Source organism: Mesorhizobium sp. M1004 (assembly GCF_040318795.1).
GTDB lineage: Bacteria > Pseudomonadota > Alphaproteobacteria > Rhizobiales > Rhizobiaceae > Mesorhizobium.
The window spans coordinates 220,836-241,815 of record NZ_JAMYNB010000005.1 but is presented as its reverse complement, the minus strand read 5'-3'; the positions used below and the strand labels follow the sequence as shown (position 1 = coordinate 241,815).

21 protein-coding genes are annotated in these 20,980 nt (G+C 62.6%); 13 read left to right on the top strand and 8 right to left on the bottom strand.

The window, feature by feature from the left end; translation table 11 throughout:
• Window positions 1-56: 56 nt before the first annotated feature.
• A complete protein-coding gene (locus tag NKH54_RS12765; RefSeq protein WP_353028326.1) occupies window positions 57-560 on the bottom strand; it encodes a SixA phosphatase family protein in 504 nt (167 codons plus the stop codon).
• Between the two features lie 69 nt (window positions 561-629).
• Between NKH54_RS12765 and NKH54_RS12760 the strand changes: the two genes are divergently transcribed.
• Together NKH54_RS12760 and dksA are read left to right on the top strand one after the other, a co-directional pair.
• Window positions 630-809 (top strand): hypothetical protein, encoded by a 180-nt coding sequence (locus NKH54_RS12760; RefSeq protein WP_023696495.1) that lies wholly within the window; start codon window positions 630-632, stop codon window positions 807-809.
• Window positions 810-814: 5 nt separating this feature from the next.
• Window positions 815-1,231 (top strand): RNA polymerase-binding protein DksA, encoded by a 417-nt coding sequence (gene dksA, locus NKH54_RS12755; protein ID WP_023673491.1) that lies wholly within the window; start codon window positions 815-817, stop codon window positions 1,229-1,231.
• A gap of 179 nt (window positions 1,232-1,410) precedes the next feature.
• Here the strand turns inward: dksA and NKH54_RS12750 are convergent, their stop codons facing one another.
• Window positions 1,411-2,127, bottom strand: a complete 717-nt coding sequence (locus NKH54_RS12750) for a flagellar biosynthetic protein FliO (protein ID WP_023693371.1) — start codon at window positions 2,125-2,127, stop codon at window positions 1,411-1,413.
• 205 nt (window positions 2,128-2,332) lie between these two features.
• On the opposite strand from NKH54_RS12750, the gene cckA reads away from it, so the two are divergent.
• Together cckA and NKH54_RS12740 are read left to right on the top strand one after the other, a co-directional pair.
• Complete coding sequence (cckA, locus tag NKH54_RS12745; RefSeq protein ID WP_023688649.1) at window positions 2,333-4,903, top strand: cell cycle histidine kinase CckA; 2,571 nt, start codon at window positions 2,333-2,335, stop codon at window positions 4,901-4,903.
• Between the two features lie 84 nt (window positions 4,904-4,987).
• Entirely contained in the window at window positions 4,988-5,698 is a 711-nt protein-coding gene (locus NKH54_RS12740) for a purine-nucleoside phosphorylase (protein ID WP_023736554.1), read from the top strand.
• Window positions 5,699-5,703: 5 nt separating this feature from the next.
• Here NKH54_RS12740 and NKH54_RS12735 read toward each other — a convergent pair whose 3' ends face one another.
• Window positions 5,704-6,006 (bottom strand): ribbon-helix-helix domain-containing protein, encoded by a 303-nt coding sequence (locus tag NKH54_RS12735; protein ID WP_023670924.1) that lies wholly within the window; start codon window positions 6,004-6,006, stop codon window positions 5,704-5,706.
• A 220-nt stretch (window positions 6,007-6,226) separates the two neighbouring features.
• Here NKH54_RS12735 and NKH54_RS12730 point away from each other — a divergent pair, with 220 nt between their 5' ends.
• The 3 genes from NKH54_RS12730 (at window position 6,227) to NKH54_RS12720 (ending at window position 8,850) form a co-directional block, all read left to right on the top strand.
• The gene (locus tag NKH54_RS12730; RefSeq protein ID WP_023684616.1) at window positions 6,227-6,622 is read left to right on the top strand and encodes a VOC family protein; all 396 of its coding nucleotides are present in this window, start codon (window positions 6,227-6,229) and stop codon (window positions 6,620-6,622) included.
• 80 nt (window positions 6,623-6,702) lie between these two features.
• Window positions 6,703-7,227: a twin-arginine translocation pathway signal gene (locus tag NKH54_RS12725; RefSeq protein WP_023712396.1), complete on the top strand. Its 525-nt coding sequence runs from the start codon at window positions 6,703-6,705 to the stop codon at window positions 7,225-7,227.
• A 51-nt stretch (window positions 7,228-7,278) separates the two neighbouring features.
• The gene (locus tag NKH54_RS12720; protein ID WP_023688646.1) at window positions 7,279-8,850 is read left to right on the top strand and encodes a GMC family oxidoreductase; all 1,572 of its coding nucleotides are present in this window, start codon (window positions 7,279-7,281) and stop codon (window positions 8,848-8,850) included.
• A gap of 62 nt (window positions 8,851-8,912) precedes the next feature.
• Here NKH54_RS12720 and NKH54_RS12715 read toward each other — a convergent pair whose 3' ends face one another.
• Together NKH54_RS12715 and NKH54_RS12710 are read right to left on the bottom strand one after the other, a co-directional pair.
• Window positions 8,913-10,826, bottom strand: coding sequence for a PhoX family protein (locus NKH54_RS12715; protein ID WP_023688645.1), 1,914 nt, complete (start codon window positions 10,824-10,826; stop codon window positions 8,913-8,915).
• A 117-nt stretch (window positions 10,827-10,943) separates the two neighbouring features.
• A complete protein-coding gene (locus NKH54_RS12710) occupies window positions 10,944-11,339 on the bottom strand; it encodes a hypothetical protein (protein ID WP_353028325.1) in 396 nt (131 codons plus the stop codon).
• 312 nt (window positions 11,340-11,651) lie between these two features.
• Between NKH54_RS12710 and urtA the strand changes: the two genes are divergently transcribed.
• The 6 genes from urtA to NKH54_RS12680 all read left to right on the top strand — a co-directional run bounded on the left by urtA (window position 11,652) and on the right by NKH54_RS12680 (window position 18,146).
• Window positions 11,652-12,962 (top strand): urea ABC transporter substrate-binding protein, encoded by a 1,311-nt coding sequence (gene urtA, locus NKH54_RS12705; protein WP_023688643.1) that lies wholly within the window; start codon window positions 11,652-11,654, stop codon window positions 12,960-12,962.
• 114 nt (window positions 12,963-13,076) lie between these two features.
• Window positions 13,077-14,693: an urea ABC transporter permease subunit UrtB gene (gene urtB / locus NKH54_RS12700; RefSeq protein ID WP_353028324.1), complete on the top strand. Its 1,617-nt coding sequence runs from the start codon at window positions 13,077-13,079 to the stop codon at window positions 14,691-14,693.
• Window positions 14,690-15,922, top strand: a complete 1,233-nt coding sequence (gene urtC / locus NKH54_RS12695; protein ID WP_023670933.1) for an urea ABC transporter permease subunit UrtC — start codon at window positions 14,690-14,692, stop codon at window positions 15,920-15,922. Before urtB ends, urtC begins: the two co-directional genes overlap by 4 nt.
• A 4-nt stretch (window positions 15,923-15,926) precedes the next feature.
• Window positions 15,927-16,673, top strand: a complete 747-nt coding sequence (urtD, locus tag NKH54_RS12690) for an urea ABC transporter ATP-binding protein UrtD (protein ID WP_023670934.1) — start codon at window positions 15,927-15,929, stop codon at window positions 16,671-16,673.
• Between the two features lie 69 nt (window positions 16,674-16,742).
• Window positions 16,743-17,438: an urea ABC transporter ATP-binding subunit UrtE gene (urtE, locus tag NKH54_RS12685; RefSeq protein ID WP_023706182.1), complete on the top strand. Its 696-nt coding sequence runs from the start codon at window positions 16,743-16,745 to the stop codon at window positions 17,436-17,438.
• Window positions 17,439-17,969: 531 nt separating this feature from the next.
• Window positions 17,970-18,146, top strand: a complete 177-nt coding sequence (locus NKH54_RS12680; protein WP_023670936.1) for a hypothetical protein — start codon at window positions 17,970-17,972, stop codon at window positions 18,144-18,146.
• Window positions 18,147-18,238: 92 nt separating this feature from the next.
• Here NKH54_RS12680 and NKH54_RS12675 read toward each other — a convergent pair whose 3' ends face one another.
• The 3 genes from NKH54_RS12675 to NKH54_RS12665 all read right to left on the bottom strand — a co-directional run bounded on the left by NKH54_RS12675 (window position 18,239) and on the right by NKH54_RS12665 (window position 20,973).
• Window positions 18,239-19,384, bottom strand: coding sequence for a GGDEF domain-containing protein (locus NKH54_RS12675; protein ID WP_353028323.1), 1,146 nt, complete (start codon window positions 19,382-19,384; stop codon window positions 18,239-18,241).
• A 292-nt stretch (window positions 19,385-19,676) separates the two neighbouring features.
• Window positions 19,677-20,480: a DUF72 domain-containing protein gene (locus NKH54_RS12670; RefSeq protein WP_023693383.1), complete on the bottom strand. Its 804-nt coding sequence runs from the start codon at window positions 20,478-20,480 to the stop codon at window positions 19,677-19,679.
• 28 nt (window positions 20,481-20,508) lie between these two features.
• Window positions 20,509-20,973 carry a GNAT family N-acetyltransferase gene (locus NKH54_RS12665; protein ID WP_023726687.1) on the bottom strand — a complete coding sequence of 155 codons (465 nt, stop codon included), beginning with the start codon at window positions 20,971-20,973 and terminating at the stop codon, window positions 20,509-20,511.
• Window positions 20,974-20,980: the final 7 nt, after the last annotated feature.

Below are 20,980 nucleotides of genomic sequence, written 5' to 3'. Positions count from 1 at the left end.
CGATATAGGCTTTGCGGTTCAAGTTTGAAATGGCGCCCGGCCTCGGCCGGCTCGGCTCAGAGATCGACGGGCGTCAGGAAGGCTTCGAGGTAGCCGGCGCCTTGCGAGGCTTCCGCAAGGTTGCCGCTGAAGCGCACGACCGCAAGGCCGGATGTCGGGAAACCATGGTTCATGATGGCCCGAGCAGCCTCGTCGCCGTCGCCCGAGACCGCCATGGCAAGGTCTTCCGTCATCGGATTGTGGCCGATGACCAGCAGCGAGCCGGGGCCGCCGTTGCTGCGGATGATGGCGAGGTAGCCGGCGGCATCCTCGCTGTAGAGCGTGTCGAAGAACAGCACCCGGCCGGTATCGGTGTGGCCGGCGATGCCTTCCAGCGTCTGGCGCGCCCGCTTGGCGTTGGAGCAGAGCGTGATATCGGGGATGTAGTTGCGGGCACGCATCGCAGTCCCCATCATTTCGGCATCGGCAATGCCGGTTGCGTCGAGCGGGCGATCGAAGTCGCGCACGCCGGGAAGGGCCCAGCCAGCCTTCGCATGCCTCAACAGATACAGTCTGCTCACCGGACCCCCAATGGTGTGCTGCCCACCAATGACACAACTGGATTAGCCACGAGAAAGGCCTGAGGCACAATGGGCGGCGACGCCCAAGCGCAGCGAATCATGTGCGAATTCGCCCGCGCCCTTGCTATGGAAGGCTTTGCTGAGGATCGCCCGCGCGGCATTAACAATTGCGTGAAACGCGCGCGGATTACGCTTGTGCAGCCTTCTCTGCGCGAATATATAGGCGCCAAATTTGGGGTTGTTGGGTGAGTCGAATGAACGATATCGTTACAGCCAATTACGTACCCTCTGAAGACGAGCCGTTCATGAACGAACGGCAGAAATCCTACTTTCGCCTGAAGCTCGTCACCTGGAAGACCGACATACTGCGCGAAGCGCGCGAAACCCTCGAAATCCTGCAGCAGGAAAACGCCAACCATCCCGATCTCGCCGATCGCGCTTCCTCGGAAACCGACCGCGCCATCGAGCTTCGGGCCCGCGACCGCCAGCGCAAGCTCATTTCAAAGATCGATTCGGCGCTGCAGCGCATCGATGAAGGCACTTACGGCTATTGCGAGGAAACCGGCGAGCCGATCGCGCTGAAGCGTCTCGACGCGCGTCCGATCGCGACCTTGTCGATCGAAGCGCAGGAGCGCCACGAACGCCGCGAGAAGGTCTATCGCGACGATTGAGCCGCTGCCGTCAGGCAGGACTGTTTCATCAGAAATGGCCGGGTTTCCCGGCCATTTGTGTTTTTAGCGAAGGGTTTAATCGCACGAAGTTAAAGCGCGTCGCGCTGAACGGATTTGTGCGACGCGCTTTAAGCGGCGTTCCGATCGGGAATCGGCAAGATGTGACGGTTCGCCGGGCTTTATCGTTTCTGGCTGGCGAGTTCGCCGAGCAGCTTGGTCATCTCGTCGTCGAGAGACTGCGGTGCCTTCGCAGCCGGCTTGCTTGCCGGTTTGGGGTGCGAATCGTCGAGCGAGACCTCGAGCTCCCGCATCAGGGTATCGTCGATGGACTCATGCTTCGGTGGCGGGGCCTGCCGGGCAGTATTGGCGGCGGAGCCATAGGCCGGCAGCGGTGTCACATTGCTCGCCTGGTAGATTTGAGCCGGTTTCGGCGCCGGTGCGGCCTGGCGCGGCGGAACGGCGGCTGGAGCAGCCCTTACCGGTTGCGGCGGTGGCGCCTGCCTTGCGGGCGCGGTGGGAGCGGGTTGTGCTGCGCGCGGCCGCGGCGCCTGTTGCTGCTGGCCAACACCGCCATCGCCGGTCAATGCCGGACGGCGTGGCGCTGCAAGTCTGATATCGCGCTCGACGACAACGTCGGTCGGGCCGCCGATCAAAAGCAGGTGTTCGATGTCGTCGCGACGGATGAGCACCAGCCGGCGGTGGCTGTCGACCGCCGTCGCGTCCATGACCGCCAGCCGTGTCTTGCGGTTCCTGCCGCCGGCAACGAAGGTGCCGAAGGTCAGGTTGCGGACCAGCCTGATGATGATGAGCACGATGACCAGCAGGACAAGGGCAGCAAACGTCCACAGCAGCGCTGCGGCATATCCGGGACCCGCCACATTATCCAGCCACTGCATCGGTGCCCCCAATCGGCTTTTGAAGTGGAGGGACACTAGACCGTTGCGGCCAGCCACCGCAAGTTGCCTTCACGCTTCGTGAACAGCTTGAAAACACCGACGCGTCATTTTTATCCGACATTTGCCGCCAGGGCCTTTTCCGGATTAGGAGAATGTGATTCAACCGGCCGGGGGCGGTGTCGGACAACTCACGAGCAGGGGGCATATGGCCAGGGAAACGCGCGGCGATTTCTATCCGGTACCGATCGTCGATCAGAACACGCGGCCAGGCGCGGTTACCCGGCTCATCGTGTTCATCATCGTCCTGACCGGGGCCGCGATCGTTTTCGGCATTTTCCGCGAGCGTCTTGGCGATCCGTTCCTGCTCGGCATGCTGGGCGTGCTTGCCATGATCGGCGTCGGCTTCCTGTTCGCCACGGCCATCGGCTTCGTGCAGATCGCGCCGCGTTCGACCGGGGATGAACTGTCGAAGGCCTTCGTCGATTCCATGTCGCAGGGCCTGATCGTCACCGACACGAAGGGCCGCGTGGTCTACGCCAACCGGGCCTATGCCGAGATGACCGGGGCTGCGTCGGCCGCCGATCTGAAGACGGTCGAAGGCCTGCTTTCCGATGTCCCCGAAGCTTCGGTGACCATATACCGGCTGGCCTCGGGCTTGCGCGATGGCCAGGCCGGCGACGGTGAGTTCCGGCTGGCACAGTCGATCCGGCCGGGCGCCGAACCCGGCGCGCGCTGGTACCGGGCGCGAGCCCGTACCTTCAGCGTTCCCGGTCAGCGCCTGCCGATGCTTGCCTGGCAACTCGCCGACATCTCGCAGGAACGGGCCGAGCAGGAGCGTTTCTTCCTCGACCTGCAAAAGGCTATCGACCATCTCGACCATGCGCCGGCCGGTTTCTTCTCGGCCGACCAGGAAGGCCGTGTCACCTACATCAACGCCACGCTCGCCGAATGGCTGGGCATCGATCTGGCGAGCTTCACCCCTGGCGCCGTGACACTCCCGGAAATCGTCGCCGGCGACGGCATGGCGCTGGTGCGCTCGGTCAAGGCCGATCCCGGCACCACCCGCAACGCCGTCATCGATCTCGATCTGACGACGACAACCGGCGAGGCGGTGCCGGTGCGCTTCATGCATCGGGTCTCGGCCAGCCGCGAGGGGACCAACGGTCCGACCCGCACCATTGTGCTCAACCGCACCCAGGGCGAGGACGCATCGGCCGACCTTCGGGCTTCGGAAGTGCGCTTCACCCGTTTCTTCAATTCGACGCCGATGGCCATTGCTGCCGTCGACAATGGCGGCCGCATCCTGCGCACCAACGCGCCGTTCCTGTCGCTGTTTTCCTCCGTCGTCGACGGCGACGCGGTTGACCGCCGCGTGCGGCTGGACACCGTGATCCATGAGCGCGACCGGCCGGCCTTTGCCGCCGCGTTCGAAAAGGCGCGGCTGAGGCAGGCCGACATCGAGCCGATCGACACGCTGCTGCCAGGCAATGAGGAGCGTCACATCCGCTTCTACGTCAACGCCGTCGCCGACGGCACCGGCGAGGGCGCCGAGGAATCGGCCATCGTCTATGCCGTCGAGACCACCGAGCAGAAGGCGCTCGAGGGCCAGATGGCGCAGAGCCAGAAGATGCAGGCGGTCGGACAGCTCGCCGGCGGCATCGCCCACGACTTCAACAATGTGCTGACCGCCATCATCATGGCGTCGGATCTTTTGCTGACCAATCACCGGCCGTCGGACCCGTCCTTCCCCGACATCATGAACATCAAGCAGAATGCCAACCGGGCGGCCTCGCTGGTGCGGCAGTTGCTCGCCTTCTCGCGCAAGCAGACATTGCGGCCGGAAGTGCTGAACCTGACCGACGTGCTTGCCGATCTCCGGATGCTGCTTGCCCGCCTGGTTGGCAACGAGATCAAGCTGAAGGTCGACCACGGCCGCGATTTGTGGCCGGTCAAGGTCGATATCGGCCAGTTCGAGCAGGTGGTGGTCAACCTGGCCGTCAACGCGCGCGACGCCATGCCGGCCGGCGGCGACCTCACCGTGCGCACCCGCAACGTCACCGCCGAACAATGCAAGAGCTTCTCCTACCGCGAGCTCACGCCTGCCGACTATGTCGTGGTCGAGGTCGAGGATAGCGGCTCGGGCATTGCGCCGGACGTGCTGAAGAAGATTTTTGAGCCGTTCTTCACCACCAAGGAAGTCGGCAAAGGCACCGGCCTTGGCCTGTCGATGGTCTATGGCATCATCAAGCAGACCGGCGGTTTCATCTTCTGCGATTCCGAAGTCGGCAAGGGTTCGACCTTCCGCATCTTCCTGCCGCGCCATATCGTGGAGGCGAAGAAGCCCGGCGACGTCAGCGAGGCGCCGGCTGCGCCGGTGAAAGCCGCCGACAGCGCCAAGGACCTGTCGGGCTCGGCCACTGTGCTCCTCGTCGAGGACGAAGACGCCGTGCGCATGGGCGGCTCGCGGGCGCTGACCTCGCGCGGCTATACCGTCCATGAGGCCTCCTCGGGCGTCGAGGCGCTGGAAGTCTTCGAGGCGCTCGGCGGCAAAGTCGATATCGTCGTGTCCGACGTGGTGATGCCGGAAATGGACGGACCGACGCTGCTCGGCGAACTGCGCAAGCGCCAGCCCGACATCAAGTTCGTCTTCGTGTCCGGCTATGCGGAAGACGCTTTCGCCAGAAACCTGCCGCCGGACGCGCAATTCGGCTTCCTGCCGAAGCCGTTCTCCCTCAAGCAGCTGGCCACCGTGGTCAAGGATGTGTTGGAGTCTTAGGGCGCCCTAATTCAAAGCTTGCGCAATGACGTGACGCTGCCATGATTGCAGGCGAAACGGGCGGCGGGTATTGGGGAGCATGTCGTGACGCCGCACAACGAGGCTGCCAGGGGCGACTATGCCGCAACGGTGCTGTTACCGGGCGATCCGCAACGCGCCGAGTGGATGGCAAAGACATTTCTTGAGGCACCGCGCTGCGTCAACCGCCGCCGGGGCGCACTCGGCTTCACTGGTCTCTATCGCGGCCGTCCCATCAGCATCCAGGCCACCGGCATCGGTGTCCCGTCTTTCCTGGTCTATGTGCATGAACTCCTGGATGTTCACGGCGTCAAAACGCTGATCCGCACAGGTACCTGCGGCGGCCTGACACCCCGCGTGCCGCTGCGCTCCTTGGTGATCTCGCAGTCGGTGCGCGCCGAAAGCGACCAAAGCGGCCAGGTCTTCGGCCTCTACGATGCTGCCGCCGGGCCCGATCCCGGCCTGTTCGCCCACGCTTTGGCCTGCGCCGCCCAGCTCGGCATCGACCACCAGGCCGGGCTGACCATCTGCAGCGATGTCTTCTACCACCCTGAAGGGCGCGACCGCTTTGCCGAAGCGCAGGCGCTTGGCGCTCTCGCTGTCGATATGGAAACCAGCGCACTCTACCGAATCGCGGCGCATTTCGGCGCCCGCGCGCTGTCGCTGCTGACCGTCGTCGACAACATCGTGACCGGCGAACAGACTGCCTATTCCGAACGTCAGGCGCTGTTCACCGATATGGCGCGGCTCGGGCTCGACGTTGCGGCGGAAGGCTAGCTTCCTCAGGCCGCTTCGCGCTTCGGCGTCAGCTCATCCATGTCTGGCCGGTGACCGCGCAGATAGAGCGCGCAGGTGGTACGCAGCATCGACGCGAAGTTGGGAATGGCGCCGTTGATCTCGATCGCCTCGTCATAGAGTTTTGAGATGAACTTCGGCGTCGTCAGGCCCTGGCTGTCGGCAATTTCGTCAAGCAGCGCCCAGAACGTTCCTTCAAGCTGGATACTCGTAGAGTGACCGTCGATGCGGATCGACCGGTTGATCTGTCGATAGCCTTCCGGATCCTGCCCGGCAAAAACCCTGCACATCCTTACCTCCCGATATTGTTGGTTTTGGGCGCAGCGTGTCGCGCCTTCAAGTTGTGGTTGTCCCTGCATGTTCGGCCTTGTGGGCCGAATCGGCAATCGGACTTTCGTCTTTAGGCGCAGGCATAGCAGCGATTGCAAATTTAGCCGTGGTAACCGGCTGCCACCACCTTTCGCGCGTGCCGCCCATAATCGCCTCCAACATGCAGCGGCGGAGACTGATTTGGCGAAGGCAATCCATTCCATGATCCGGGTTCTCCAAGAGGCCAGATCCGTCGATTTCTACAGAAACGCTTTCGGGCTCGACGTCGCCGACAGGCTGGATTTCGAGACATTCACGCTGATTTACCTTGCCAACGCCGAAACGGGGTTCGAGCTCGAACTCACCGTGAACAAGGGCCGCACCGAGCCTTATGGGCTTGGCGACGGTTACGGCCATCTGGCGGTCTCGGTGTCCGATCTCGACAGCGAACACGACCGGATCGGCGCGCTCGGCCTCAACCCCAAGAAGATCGTCGAATTCAACCGCGACGGATCGCTGATCGCCCGCTTTTTCTTCATCGAGGACCCCGACGGCTACAAGATCGAGGTTCTGCAGCGTGGAGGGCGCTTCCAGTAGGGGATTATCAGCCGCATTCAGCCGCGCGGCGCCAGCAACGGCGCTGTTCAAGGGCGCAAACAGCAAGCAGGGAGGAACAAATGGTCACGATCTATGACGCGAGGCTCTCACGTCGTGAACTTCTCAAACGCGGCGGCATCGGCGCGTTGCTCGTCATTTCCGGCAGCGCCGTCATCAGCCCTGAAAATGCCTGGGGGCTCGAGACATCGGCGCTCAAGCCCGAAACCATGGCGACGCTGATCCAGATGGCGCGCGACATCTATCCGCACGATCAGGTGCCCGACAAATACTACGCCATCGCCGTAAAAGGGCATGACGAGCAGGCCGGCAAGGACGCTGCCTACAAGGCGATGATCGAAGACGGCATCGCCGACCTCGACAAGAAGTCGGGCGAGGGCGGCTATCGCGGCCTCGGCTGGGAGGAGCAGCGCGTTGCCGTGCTACAGCAGATCGAGGCGACGCCGTTCTTCCAGTCCATCCGCGGCGGCCTCGTCGTCAGCCTCTACAACCAGCAGGAGGTGTGGCCGATCTTCGGCTACGAGGGCGAATCCTACTCCAAGGGCGGCTACATCGCGCGCGGTTTCGACGACATAGAGTGGCTCTGAGCCCTTCCGTCGTTCTGAAACCCGGCAAACAGGAATTCATGGGAGGAAACCATGGCAGCTTCATTTGATCTCAACAACGATGGCGTGGTCGTGATCATCGGCTCCGGCGCCGGCGGCGGCACGCTCGGCAACGAACTCGCCCAGAAAGGCGTCGATGTCGTCATCCTCGAGGCCGGCGCGCGCCACGAATACGAGGATTTCATCAATGATGAGTGGGGTTCCTTCAGCCAACTCGCCTGGACGGACAAGCGCACGACGTCCGGCGACTGGCGGGTGTCGAAGGATTTCCCCAATTTGCCGGCCTGGATAGTCAAATCGGTCGGCGGCTCGACCACGCACTGGGCCGGCGCCTCGCTGCGCTTCCAGGAGCATGAGTTCAAGACGCTCTCGACCTACGGCAAGCTGGAAGGCGCCAACCTGCTGGACTGGCCGGTCACATTGGCCGAGATGGAGCCGTACTACGCCAAGGCGGAAGCCAAGATGGGCGTCACCGGCACCAATGGCTGGCCGCGGCTGCCCGGCAACAACAATTTCAAGGTGCTCAAGGCCGGCGCCGACAAGCTCGGCTATAAGGAATGTCATACCGGCAACATGGCAATCAATTCGGTCGAGCGTGATGACCGGAACTCCTGCCAACAGACCGGCTTCTGCTTCCAGGGCTGCAAATGGGGCGCCAAATGGTCGACGCTCTATACCGAGATCCCCAAGGGCGAGGCCTCCGGCCATCTCGAAGTCCGGCCGAATGCCATGGCGATCAAGATCAACCACGACGCCTCAGGCAAGGTGACCGGCGTCGTCTATGCCGACAAGGACGGCAAGCTGCAGGAACAGAAGGCCCGCATCGTTGCCGTCGCCGGCAACTCGATCGAAAGCCCGCGCCTGCTGCTAAACTCCGAGTCAGCGAAGTTTCCGCAAGGGCTTGCCAATTCGTCGGGGCAGGTCGGCAAGAACTACATGCGCCACACCACCGGTTCGGTCTACGCCATCTTCGACCAACCGGTGCATATGTATCGCGGCACCACCATGGCCGGCATTATCCGCGACGAGGCGCGGCACGATCCCTCACGCGGCTTTGTCGGCGGCTATGAATTCGAGACGCTGTCGCTCGGCTTGCCCTTCATGGCCGCCTTCCTCAATCCCGGCGGCTGGGGCCGTTCCTTCACCACCGCGCTCGACCACTATGATCACATGGCTGGCCTGTGGATCGTCGGCGAGGACATGCCGCGCGCGGAAAACCGCGTCACGCTGCACAAGGACGAGAAGGACGCGCACGGCATGCCGATCGCCGACGTGCATTTCGATGATCATCCCAACGACACGGCGATGCGCAACCATGCCTACAAGCAGGCCACAGCGCTTTATGATGCGGTCGGCGCGACGCGCTCCTTCCCGACGCCGCCCTATCCCTCAACCCACAATCTCGGCACCAACCGGATGAGTGAAAAGGCGGAAGACGGCGTCGTCAACAAGCACGGCCAGGCGCACGACATCAAAAACCTGTTCGTGTCGGACGGCAGCCAGTTCACCACCGGTGCGGCTGAAAATCCGACGCTGACGATCGTGTCGCTGGCTATCCGCCAGGCCGAATACATCGCTTCGCAAATGTCGGCCAAGACGATCTGAGCCGTCCTCCCGGATCGCTACGCGGAACGCGCATGGCGCGTTCCGCCCTTTTCCCTAGGACACTATGCGCCGACCGGCTGTCCGTCCTTGCGGCGGATGGCGACGACGGACGGCCGCGGCAATTGGCCATCCCTGAAGTCGGGCCACAGCGTCTGCGCCTTGTCGAGCGTCTCTGCATCTTCCGCAGGGTGCTGCACCGACAGGAACAAAGTCGAGCCGTCCGGCGTGAAGCACGGGCCGGTCGCTTCGGCGCCGTGCGGGCAGGTGAACAGCAGCTTCGGCAGGCCGCGCGCCGCACCTTCGGTGTCGACGCCATAGACGCCGTCCGGCAGGTCGAAATCATTGGCGCCGTCCGTCGCCACCCACAGCCGCCCGGCCGGATCGAAGGTGATGTTGTCGGGGCAGACGAACCAGCCATTGTCCGACGTATCCGGATGGAAGGTGGCGCCGACCTTGGCATCCCTGGGATTGCCGCAGAGCACGAACAGGTCCCAGGCATAGTTTTCGGCCGTGTGGTCGGCGTCCGCGCCGCGGCGGCCGGGCGGGATCAGTTCGACAATATGGCCCCAGAGATTTTCCGGCCGCGTGTTGGCCGGATTGACCTTTGACTGGTCGCGCTTCTTGTTCTTGGTCATCACCGCATAGACGCGGCCGGTCACCGGATTGGTCTCGATGTCCTCGGGCCGGTCCATCGGCGTGGCGCCGAGCGCATCTGCCGCAAACCGCGTCTTCAACAGCACCTCGGCCTGGTCGGCAAAACCGTTCTCGACGGTAAGCTTGCCCTGGCCGTGCACCAACGGCAGCCACGTCATCGAGCCATCGGCATCGAAGCGGGCGACCGACAGCACGCCATCGTCGAGCAGATCGGCGCCGGAGGCCGGATTGGCCTTGTCATAGGCCTTGGCCGAGACGAAGCGGTACATATATTCGAAATAGTCGTCGTCACCCATATAGACGACAACGCGGCCGTCCTTGTTGAGGACCACGGTCGAGGCCTCATGCGACATGCGGCCAAGTGCCGTGCGCTTCACCGGCCTGGACTGAGGATCGTAAGGGTCGATCTCGACCACCCAGTCGAAGCGGTTGGCCTCGTTCGGTTCCTTGTCGAGGTTGAAGCGGTCATGGAAGCGGCCGCGGCCATAGATGTCGGAGCCGTCGAAGCCGTAACGGTCGAGCAGGTCGGCAGTCGGCGCCTTTTTCGGGTCGCCGCCGAAAATGTCGGACACGCCTTCCTCGCAGGTCAGCACCGTACCCCAGGGGGTGAAACCGCCGCTGCAATTATAGCTGGTGCCGAGCACTTTCGTGCCAGTCGGGTCGGCCGAAGTTTTCATCAGCGCATGGCCGGCAACCGGTCCGGAAACGGTCATTTCGGTGTTGGCGGTGATGCGGCGGTTGAGCGGGCTGTCCGCCACGCTTGCCCACTTGCCGTCCTTCAATTGCACCTCGACGATCGAATGGCCCATCGCGGCCATGCCGAGATCGACCTGTTCCCTGGTCATCGTCTTGCCGGCATCGCCCTCGGTCATCCCCGGAAACATCACATTGGGCGAGATGTATTCGTTGTTGACGCAGAGCAGGCCATGATCGGAATTCACCGTGCCCTTGGGCAGCGGCATGAAGGCGATGTAGTCGCAATTGTAGCCGAAGCGCTTTTCCTGTTCCTCCGCCGCGACCTTGTTGCCGTCGAATTCGGCGAGGCCGGCTGCAAGCGGGTCGCCCCAGCGCGCGACGATGGTCGTCTCATAGCCTTCGGCGGCGGCATGGGTCTTGCCGTAGACCCGTTTCAGCTCGGGAAAGCCGAGCGTCGACTGCGCTGTGGCGGCATGCGTTTCGCCGGCAAACAAGGAGCCGACAAAGCTGCCGCCGGCAATCAGCGCGCCGGAGGCGAGGCTGCCTTTCAAAAGAGACCGGCGCGAGACGCGCTCGGCAATGATTTCGCGGATGACGGGGGAGGATGAAGACGGTGCATTGGCCATGGTGTCTGCCTCTCAGGGTGGATGTTACGGCGCACCGTTGCCCTAGTCTGCCTAGGCAACATTCACATGACATAAGAGGAAGGTTTTGCCGCAACTGGGCGCGGCACTACGCATCGCTCAGCCCTTGGTGCAGGTCGAGGCGGTGAAGGCGCCGTCGGGCTGCTTCAGAATGATGTCGAATGACGGGGCGGTCTCGCCGTCCAGTGTTGCCTGTGTCATGGAGACGGAGTTGCCACCGGTGGTATAGCCGCCCAGCGGCCCGAGCCAGGTGATCTCGCCATTGGCATTCATCTGATAGTTGTAGCCTTGCGTCGCGGTGCCGAACGTCACCGGGCCGGTATAGACATTGCCCTTGATAGTGATGTCGCCGAGGTTGAGGAAGGCGCCGAGCAAATAGACCTCGCAATGATAGGTGCCGTCAGGAAGTTTGCCCTCGCTGAAATCGGCGCGCGCGGCGCCGCTCGTTGCCATCAGCAGCAGGATGCAGGAAATGCGTGAGATGCGAGATGTCATGACGTCTCTCTTTTGAAGGGCGAGCTTGCCCTATTTTTGCGCGGTACCGCAACATTGTTAGCCCGGAACACACGGCCGGAGATCAAAAACTAGGCATTTGTCTCAATTGGGCAAAAATTAGGCAAAAGCCATGTGCGCTGCGCAAATTTGCCTCAATCAATTTTCGCCGGCTACCACTGTTTTCTCGAGGCTAATATACCAACCGGCTGATAACGCTCGGCTATTCCATCTTCGTGAGCGGCGCCTTTGCGTTTGGCACGGCAGTTGCATTGCATTATCGCGGTGCAATCAAACAGCTTGGGAGTCTTCGGTATGAGGGGTAATTTCTCCACAATAACAAAAATGTTTTCGGCCGGCGTGGTCGCCGCCGGCCTGTCGATGTCGTCTCCGGCCCAGGCCGCCGAAGACACGATCAAGGTCGGCATTCTGCATTCGCTGTCGGGGACCATGGCGATTTCGGAGACGACGCTGAAAGACGCCATGCTGATGCTCATCGAAGAGCAGAATGCCAAGGGCGGTCTGCTCGGCAAGAAGCTCGAGGCGGTCGTTGTCGATCCGGCCTCCAACTGGCCGCTCTTTGCCGAAAAGGCGCGCGAGCTGATCTCGAAGGACAAGGTCGCCGCCGTGTTCGGCTGCTGGACCTCGGTGTCGCGCAAATCGGTGTTGCCGGTGTTCTCGGAACTCGACAACATCCTGTTCTACCCCGTCCAGTATGAGGGCGAGGAAAGCGAGCGCAACGTGTTCTACACCGGCGCCGCCCCGAACCAGCAGGCGATTCCTGCCGTCGATTATCTCATGAGCGAGGACGGTGGCTCGGTGAAGCGCTGGGTGCTGGAAGGCACCGACTACGTCTATCCCCGAACCACCAACAAAATCCTCGAGGCCTATCTGAAGGCCAAGGGCGTCGCCGCCGAAGACATCATGGTCAACTACACGCCGTTCGGCTTCTCCGACTGGCAGACCGAAGTCTCCGCAATCAAGAAATTCGGCTCGGCCGGCAAGAAGACCGCCGTCGTCTCGACCGTCAATGGCGACGCCAACGTTCCGTTCTACAAGGAACTCGGCAACCAGGGCATCAAGGCCGAGGACATCCCGGTCATGGCCTTCTCGGTCGGCGAAGAAGAACTGGCCGGTCTCGATACCGCGCCGCTGGTCGGCCATCTCGCTGCCTGGAACTATTTCGAGAGCGTCGACACACCCGAAAACAAGAAGTTCATCGCCGACTGGCACAAGTTCATCAAGAATGACAAGCGCACCACCAACGACCCGATGGAAGCTCACTATATCGGCTTCAACATGTGGGTGAAGGCGGTCGAAAAGGCCGGCACCACCGATCCCGACAAGGTCATCGACGCCATGGTCGGCGTGTCCGTGCCGAACCTCACCGGCGGCTATTCGACCATGATGCCGAACCATCACATCACCAAGCCGGTGCTGATCGGCGAGATCCAGGCCGACGGCCAGTTCGAGACCGTGTCGCAGACGCCCGGCCTCGTGATGGGCGACGAATGGTCCGACTATCTGCCCGATTCCAAGGACCTGATTTCGGATTGGCGCGCGCCTCTGTCCTGCGGCAACTTCAACGTTGCCACCGGCAAATGCGGCGGCAAGGGCACGAACTGATCCCTCCCGGGACTGACCGATCGTGGACGCGTCCACGATCGGTACCGCCAAGCGTCCGGGCGCTTCAGCCCGCCCGGACGCCAAATTCCACCCTCTCGGAAAGTATCTGAACGGATGATCCTGTCGCGCACTCTCGGCCTCATGCTGGTGTTCCTGGTGGCAAGTCTTTTGCCGTCGAACGCAGCCGAAGCCGATCTGCGCGCCATCGTCGCCAAATTCGCCACCGGCACCGGCTTTTCCGCCACGGAGGCCGTGGTGCGCGAGCTTGCCGCCACCGGCGATCCGCTGGTCGAACGACCGCTTGCCGCGCTTGCCGAGGGCAACCTCTACATCCGCAAAGCCGATTCCATGGTTTTCGTCGGCGCTGAGGCCGGCGACAGCGTCACCCTGCTCGACCCGCTGAGCGGCGAGAAAGCCGGCGATGCCGCCAAGGCCGACATCACGAAGATCAAGGTCAACAACACGCTGCGCCGCGTCATCCGCGATGCGCTGGGAACGCTGACGTTGCGCGCGAAAGATCCTTCTGTTCGCATCGCCGCCGCCGACACCATGTTCAAGACCCCCGATGCCGCCAATATCGAGCCGCTCGATGCAGCCATTGCCGCCGAGACCGACGCCAAGGTCAAGGCATTGTTCGAACAGGCGCGCGCGGCATCGGTGCTGGTCTCCGACAAGCCGGAGGCCGACAAGCTTGCCGCCATTGCCCTGATCGGCGCGCGCGGCGACCGCGACGCGGTCTCGCTGCTCACCGCGGTCGAGGCCAATGCGCAAGGCGCGGTCAAGGATGCCGCGACGGCGGCAATCGCCAGCATCAATTCGAGCCTGGCGCTGTGGGATGCCGGCCAGAACATATGGTACGGCATCTCGCTTGGCTCGGTGCTGCTGCTGGCCGCCATCGGCCTCGCCATCACCTTCGGCGTCATGGGCGTCATCAACATGGCGCATGGCGAGATGGTGATGCTCGGCGCCTACACCACCTTCGTCGTCCAGCAGGTGATCCGAACCTCATTCCCCGGCCTGTTCGACTGGTCGCTGGTGATCGCGCTGCCGCTCGCCTTCCTGGTTGCCGCTTCCGTCGGCCTGATCATCGAGCGCGGGGTCATCCGTTTCCTCTACGGCCGGCCGCTGGAAACGCTGCTCGCAACCTGGGGCGTCTCGCTTGTCCTGCAGCAGGCGGTGCGCTCGATCTTCGGACCGACCAACCAGGAGGTCGGCAACCCCTCCTGGATGTCGGGATCGTTCGATGTCGGCCAACTCGCCGTCACCTGGAACCGCCTCTGGATCCTGGTCTTCGCGCTCACCGTCTTCGGCGTGCTGCTCTTTGTTATGAAGCGCACGCCCTGGGGCCTGCAGATGCGCGCCGTCACCGCCAACCGCCGCATGGCCGCCTCGATGGGCATCAGGACGCCTTGGGTCGATGCGCTGACCTTTGCGCTCGGCTCCGGCATTGCCGGCATTGCCGGCGTCGCGCTCAGCCAGATCGACAATGTCTCGCCCAATCTCGGCCGCGGCTACATCATCGACAGCTTCATGGTCGTGGTCTTCGGCGGTGTCGGCAATCTCTGGGGCACGCTGGTCGGCGCCTTCTCGCTCGGCATCGTCAACAAGGTTCTCGAACCCTATGCTGGCGCGGTGCTCGGCAAGATCGTCGTGCTGTTGCTGATCATCCTGTTCATCCAGAAGCGCCCGCGCGGCCTGTTCGCGCTCAAGGGCAGGGCGGTGGAAACATGATTACGGGACGCTTCTTCGCCGCGGGTGCCGACCGTCGCATCGCCATCACTATTTTCATCCTGCTGACGGCCGCCATTATCGTGCCGCTGCTCAACCTCGCAGTGTCGCCGCAAAGCGCGTTCTATATTCCGTCCTACATCGTCGCGTTGACGGGCAAATACCTCTGCTATGCATTGCTTGCCTTGGCGCTCGATCTCGTCTGGGGCTATTGCGGCATCCTCTCGCTCGGCCATGGCGCCTTCTTCGCCCTCGGCGGCTATGCGATGGGCATGTACCTCATGCGCCAGATCGGCTCGCGCGGCGTTTACGGCAATCCGATCCTGCCCGATTTCATGGTGTTCCTGAACTACAAGGAATTGCCCTGGTTCTGGACCGGTTTCGACCACTTCTGGTTCGCCGCCATCATGGTGCTGGCGGTGCCCGGCCTGCTCGCCTTCGTCTTCGGCTGGTTCGCCTTCCGCAGCCGCGTCACCGGCGTCTATCTCTCCATCATCACCCAGGCGATGACCTACGCGCTGCTGCTCGCCTTCTTCCGCAATGACATGGGTTTCGGCGGCAACAACGGCTTGACCGATTTCAAGGATATTCTGGGCTTCAACGTGCAGGCCGACGCCACCCGCTCGGCCCTGTTTGCCGCCAGCGCCATCATACTCGCGCTCGCCGTCTTCATCACCTGGGCGATCGTCGGCTCCAAATACGGCAAGCTGCTGATGGCGGTGCGCGACGCCGAGAGCCGCACCCGCTTCCTCGGCTGGCGGGCGGAGAACGTGAAGCTGTTTGCCTTCACCGTCTCGGCTGTCATGGCCGGCATCGCCGGCGCGCTCTATGTGCCGCAGGTCGGTATCATCAATCCCGGCGAATTCGAGCCGTCCAATTCCATCGAAGTCGTGATCTGGGCAGCCGTCGGTGGGCGCGGCACCATTGTCGGCCCGATCGTCGGCGCGCTGCTGGTCAACGCCGGCAAATCCTGGTTCACCGGCCTGCTGCCGGAGTTCTGGCTGTTTGCGCTCGGCGGCCTGTTCGTCGCCGTAACCCTGTTCCTGCCCAAGGGCATCGTCGGCATGTGGGATTCCTGGCGCGGTAACGCTCGGGCGATGCGGGCTGCAGCGATTGCAGAGGAAGCGGGCACAGACCCTGATGCCCCGCCGCCATCGAAGATCGTGCGCAGCGCAGCAACAACGCCCGGTGCCTGGTCCGCGTCCGGGCCTGAACCGCAGCCGGCGGAATAGAGCGATGTCGAAGTCCAACACCATCCTCTATCTCGACGGCGTCTCGGTCTCCTTCGACGGTTTCCGCGCCATCAACAATCTGTCGCTGGTGCTCGACAAGGGCGAGATGCGCGCCATCATCGGTCCCAACGGCGCCGGCAAGACGACGATGATGGACATCGTCACCGGCAAGACCCGGCCCGACGAGGGCGAAGTGTTCTTCGACGGCCAGGTCGATCTGACCCGGCACGACGAGGCGGAGATCGCCATGATGGGCATCGGCCGCAAATTCCAGAAGCCGACCGTCTTCGAAAGCCACAGCGTCGAAGACAATCTGATGCTGGCGCTGAAGGGCCCGCGCTCGATCTTTCCGGCGCTGTTCCATCGCCGCTCGGCCGCCGAAGCCAGACAGATCGACGACATCCTCGGCATCATCCGGCTGGGCGACAAGCGCCACGATCTGGCAGCCAATCTCAGCCATGGCCAGAAACAGTGGCTGGAGATCGGCATGCTGCTGGCGCAGGACCCGAAGCTGCTTTTGGTTGACGAGCCGGTCGCAGGGATGACCGATGCCGAGACCGAGGAAACCGCGCGGCTGCTCAAGGACATAGCGCGCGAGCATTCGGTCATCGTCGTCGAGCACGACATGCATTTCGTGCGCGAACTCGGCGTCAAGGTCACCTGCCTGCATGAGGGCTCGGTGCTGTCGGAAGGCTCGCTCGATTTCGTCTCGGCCGACGAGCGGGTCGTCGAAGTTTATCTCGGGAGATGAGCATGGTCTGGCGGGTGCAATTCCATCGCTTCGACTTTTCGTTCCTCCGCTTCTGGAGAAGGCGCTGACATGCTCGAAGTTTCCAACGCCACGCTCCATTACGGCGCTGCTCAGGCGCTGCGCGGTGTGTCGCTGACGGCGGGTGCCGGCAAGATCACCTGCGTGCTCGGCCGCAACGGCGTCGGCAAGACCAGTTTGATGAGATCGATCGTCGGCCACCACCGGCTGACGAGCGGAAGCGTTGCCTTCGAGGGGAAGGCGCTCGACCGGAGCGCGGCGTATGATCGCGCCCGGTCGGGCATCGCATTCGTACCGCAGGGCAGGGAGATCTTTCCGCTGCTGACGGTGCGCGAAAACCTGGAGTCCGGCTTTGCGCCGTTGAAGCGCGCCGACCGCAACGTGCCGGCGCATGTCTTCGAACTGTTTCCGGTGCTGAAGCAGATGCTGGGGCGGCGCGGCGGCGATCTCTCAGGCGGCCAGCAGCAGCAGCTCGCCATCGGCCGGGCGCTCGTCATGCGGCCGAAACTGCTGGTGCTCGACGAGCCGACCGAAGGCATCCAGCCCTCGATCATCAAGGACATCGGCCGCGCCATCCACTATTTGCGCGATCAGGCCGGCATTGCGGTGCTTCTGGTCGAGCAATATCTCGATTTCTGCCGCGAGCTCGCCGACGAGGTCAACATCATGGACCGCGGCCAGATCGTCCACACCGGCCCGGCCGAAGATCTCGACCGGGCGGACGTCAGGAAGTTTCTGACGGTTTAACGCAGGTCGACGGCTGCACGGATCGTACACGTCGAAGATTGGCTGAAATGCCCACAATCACTTCGTCATTCTAGGGCGGAGCCAAGGAGCGGAGCGACGCGCGCAGACCCTAGAATCCATGCCGCGACATCAGCCAAAGAGTGCCGCGATGCAGAACAAGATCGCTTCTGCGGCACATTGGCCATTCCACATTCTGCACCGTTAATGACGCTTCTTCGTCCCGGCATGGATCCCTGGGTCTTCGGTCCGCTTCGCGTCGCTACGCCCAAGGATGATGAAGTCGCGAAGGTCCGCACCCGTTGCGTCGGACTTTCGTCCGAGGCCGCCACACTCTGGCACGCCGAATACTACATGCTAGTCTTTCCTAGGCCTCGGTGAGTCGGCCGCTTCCGTATCAGTCTGGTTCTGTAGCAGATCGAGGGAATATGCTGGCTCAGCCTGCAAGTTCCACGCAAGCAAGCCACCCTAGCTTCCCTCGCAGTTCTGATTGTCGGTCAATGCGTTCAGATAATCTTGCCAGGAGAATGGGCTATGGAACGGTTCGTCGAGGACCACCAGAAACGACGGCTGACAGAGCGTGTCGACATCATCACCGCCATCAACATTCTGCGCTCGCAAGGCTACCAGCAGGATGAGCTGATCGGCGAAATCACCAAGGTTTTCTACGTCGACCTCGACACTTACAACGAGATCGTCATAGCGGCCTAAAAGCGCGTCGCGCCTGAACGGCCTCATGCGACGCGCTTTGGGGTGTTGTTTTACGTGTGGTGAGGTTCAGGCCGGCTGAATATCAGCCCAGCCTACCCGGCGCGCCGGAAGGCGAGCACACGGTTGCGGCCGCCGCGCTTGGCGCCGTAAAGCGCTTTGTCGGCGGCGCTGAGCACCTTGTCGAATTTGGTGCCGCCCTCGCTGCCGAAGGCGTAGCCGGCGCTGACCGTGCAGGACAGCAGGCGGGTCTCGGTATCGATCCGGCGCATGGCAAAACTGGCCCGGATCCGCTCGGCTATGAATTCCACCTTTTCAGGCAAGGTGCGATCGAGCACCAATGCAAATTCCTCTCCGCCCATGCGCGCGGCGACATCGCCCGGCTGGAGATTGGCGGTCAAATCCTTGGCGAATAGTTTCAGCACCTCGTCGCCGGTGGCATGGCCGAACTCGTCATTTATCGCCTTGAAGCCGTCGAGATCGAACACGATCACGGCGGTGAAGGACCGGACAGGTGTTTTGCCGTGCAGATCGAACAAAGCGCGCCGGTTGAGCAGTCCGGTCAGCGGATCGGTCAGCGCTTCGCGGCGATGATACTGCGCCAGGCGTCCCTGGTTGAGCGCCAGCGAGAGCGCGCCGATGCCGGTCATGCACGCGATGACGACGATGAGGCTGAAATCCTCGGCCCAGTTGCTCGGCGCATGGCCAAGCACCAGCCTGCCATCCCAGACAAGTGCACCGGAGCACAGCACGAAGGAAATTGCGGTGGCTGTGTAGAGCCCTGCAATGCCGAGGATCGGGGCCGGGAATTCCGTACGACCTTTCCAGTATTCATAGGCCGTCGCAAACAAAAGCAGCGCGGCGAAGGCATTCTCCAGCATGAAGCCCAGCCCGTCATAGCCAAGCGCCATCGGCGGCAAGGCGACTGCCAGCGAGACGCCGGCGCCGACAGCAATGCGGGGCAGCGGTGACCTCCCTGTCGTGAACTGATGGGCAGCGCCCAGCATGGTCGCGAAGCCGACCAGCAGGAACGTGAAGCTGGCGAGGCCGAGCAGGCGCCCGGGCGCGTCGATATAGGCCTGGTAGGCGAAGACGTCGGCAACGATCAGAAGCACGCTGACGGCCCAGGTCAGCAGGAATTTTTCCGAGCGCGCGGTAAGCCAGATGCCGAACAGCGTCAGGCCGAGGCAAGCGGCGGAAAACCCGACAGCCAACAGAAGGGAACTGTAGTCGAGCGACATGCCCTCGTCCTTGCGCGCGGCGGCCGGCCTCTAGAAAGGACCCGCACCGGATTTATGCAGGAAGGAGGTATCGATAAGGTTACGATGCGCATAAGCTATCACGCTTCGGTTGATCGTAGCAATTCTGGGTTGAAACCCTTTTCAAGGGAAAGCGCTACCCGGTTTTCCGGGAAAACCGGTCCGCACTTTTCCTGGAATTGCTCCTAATGCATGTCGCCCAGAAGTGTGCCGCGGTTCTGGCACAACGGCGTGCATCAAGACAAAGACTTAAATCGCGACGCGCTTTAACCGATCAGCTCACCCGCTTCATCAGCGCCATGGCGCCGAACGGCGCGCGCACCTTGCCCTCGGTGATGAAGTAGACGAACACATCGCGCGGTTTCACCGGCGCGTCGAAAGTCGGATCGGCGCGCCGCAGATCTGCCGGCTGCTTGCCTTGCGCCCAGGTCTTCACCCGCGCTGCCCATTCGTCCAGGCCATTCGGCGTGTAGCAATCCGGATTGTCGTCGCTGCCGGTCTGCAGCCGCGCATAGATAAAATCGCCGGTGATGTCGGCGATACCAGGATATTTGGCATGGTCGGCATAGACGATCGCCGCCTTGTATTTACGCGCCAGGCCTACAAATTCCGGCACGCTAAAACTGTCGTTGCGCACTTCCAGCGCATGGCGCAGCGCGACGCCATCCTGCTTTTCCGGCAGCAGCTTCAGAAAGGCCTCGAAATCGTCGGCGTCGAACTTTTTCGTCGGCGCGAACTGCCACAGGATCGGGCCCAGCTTGTCGCCCAGCGCGGCAATGCCGGAGCCGAGGAAGCGCGTCATGGACTCGCCGGCTTCGCCAAGCACGCGGCGGTTGGTGACGAAGCGATTGCCCTTCAGCGAATAGACGAAACCGTCCGGCGCCTCTCCCGCCCATTTGACGAAGGTCGGCTCCTTGAAGCTGGAATAGTAGGTGCCGTTGACCTCGATGCTCGGTACCTGGCGGGTGGCGTAACTCAGCTGCTTGGCCTTGGAAAGCTTGTCCGGGTAGAAAGACGTATCCCAGGGTTCGAAAGTCCAGCCGCCCATCCCGGCGCGGATTGTTCCTTGGCTGATCATCGTCTTCCTCCCAGTTCTAAAAATGCGGTCAGGCTATTTTTCCAACCGGTTTGATCATGTCGACCACGGTCCATCCGGGACGGTGGGGATTGGCTCGGCGGCCCGTTTCGTGGAAGCCATAGGCCGTATAGATCTCGATGTTCCGCTCCATGCGCGAATTGGTGTAGAGCCGCACCTCCGGCACACCCCATAGCCGCGCCTGTTCCTGGGCGAAGTCGAGCAGCGCGGTACCGAGTTTCCTCCCCTGAAAAGCGGGGGAGACCGCGACGCTGAAGATCATCGCATGATCGGGGTGGCGCTCAATAACGATCAGCCCGGCGAGCTCAGCGTCGCTCTCCAGCAGCCAGACCTCGCCTCGCTCGATGCGTGGCGCATAGCCCTCGGTGACTGGGATCGGCGGCGCGCCGAACAAGGCGGTGTAATGCCCATAGGCGGCTTCCGTCAGCGAAACGACTCCGTCGAGATCACCGGCAAGCGCCTGTCGGACTGTCATTCAAAGC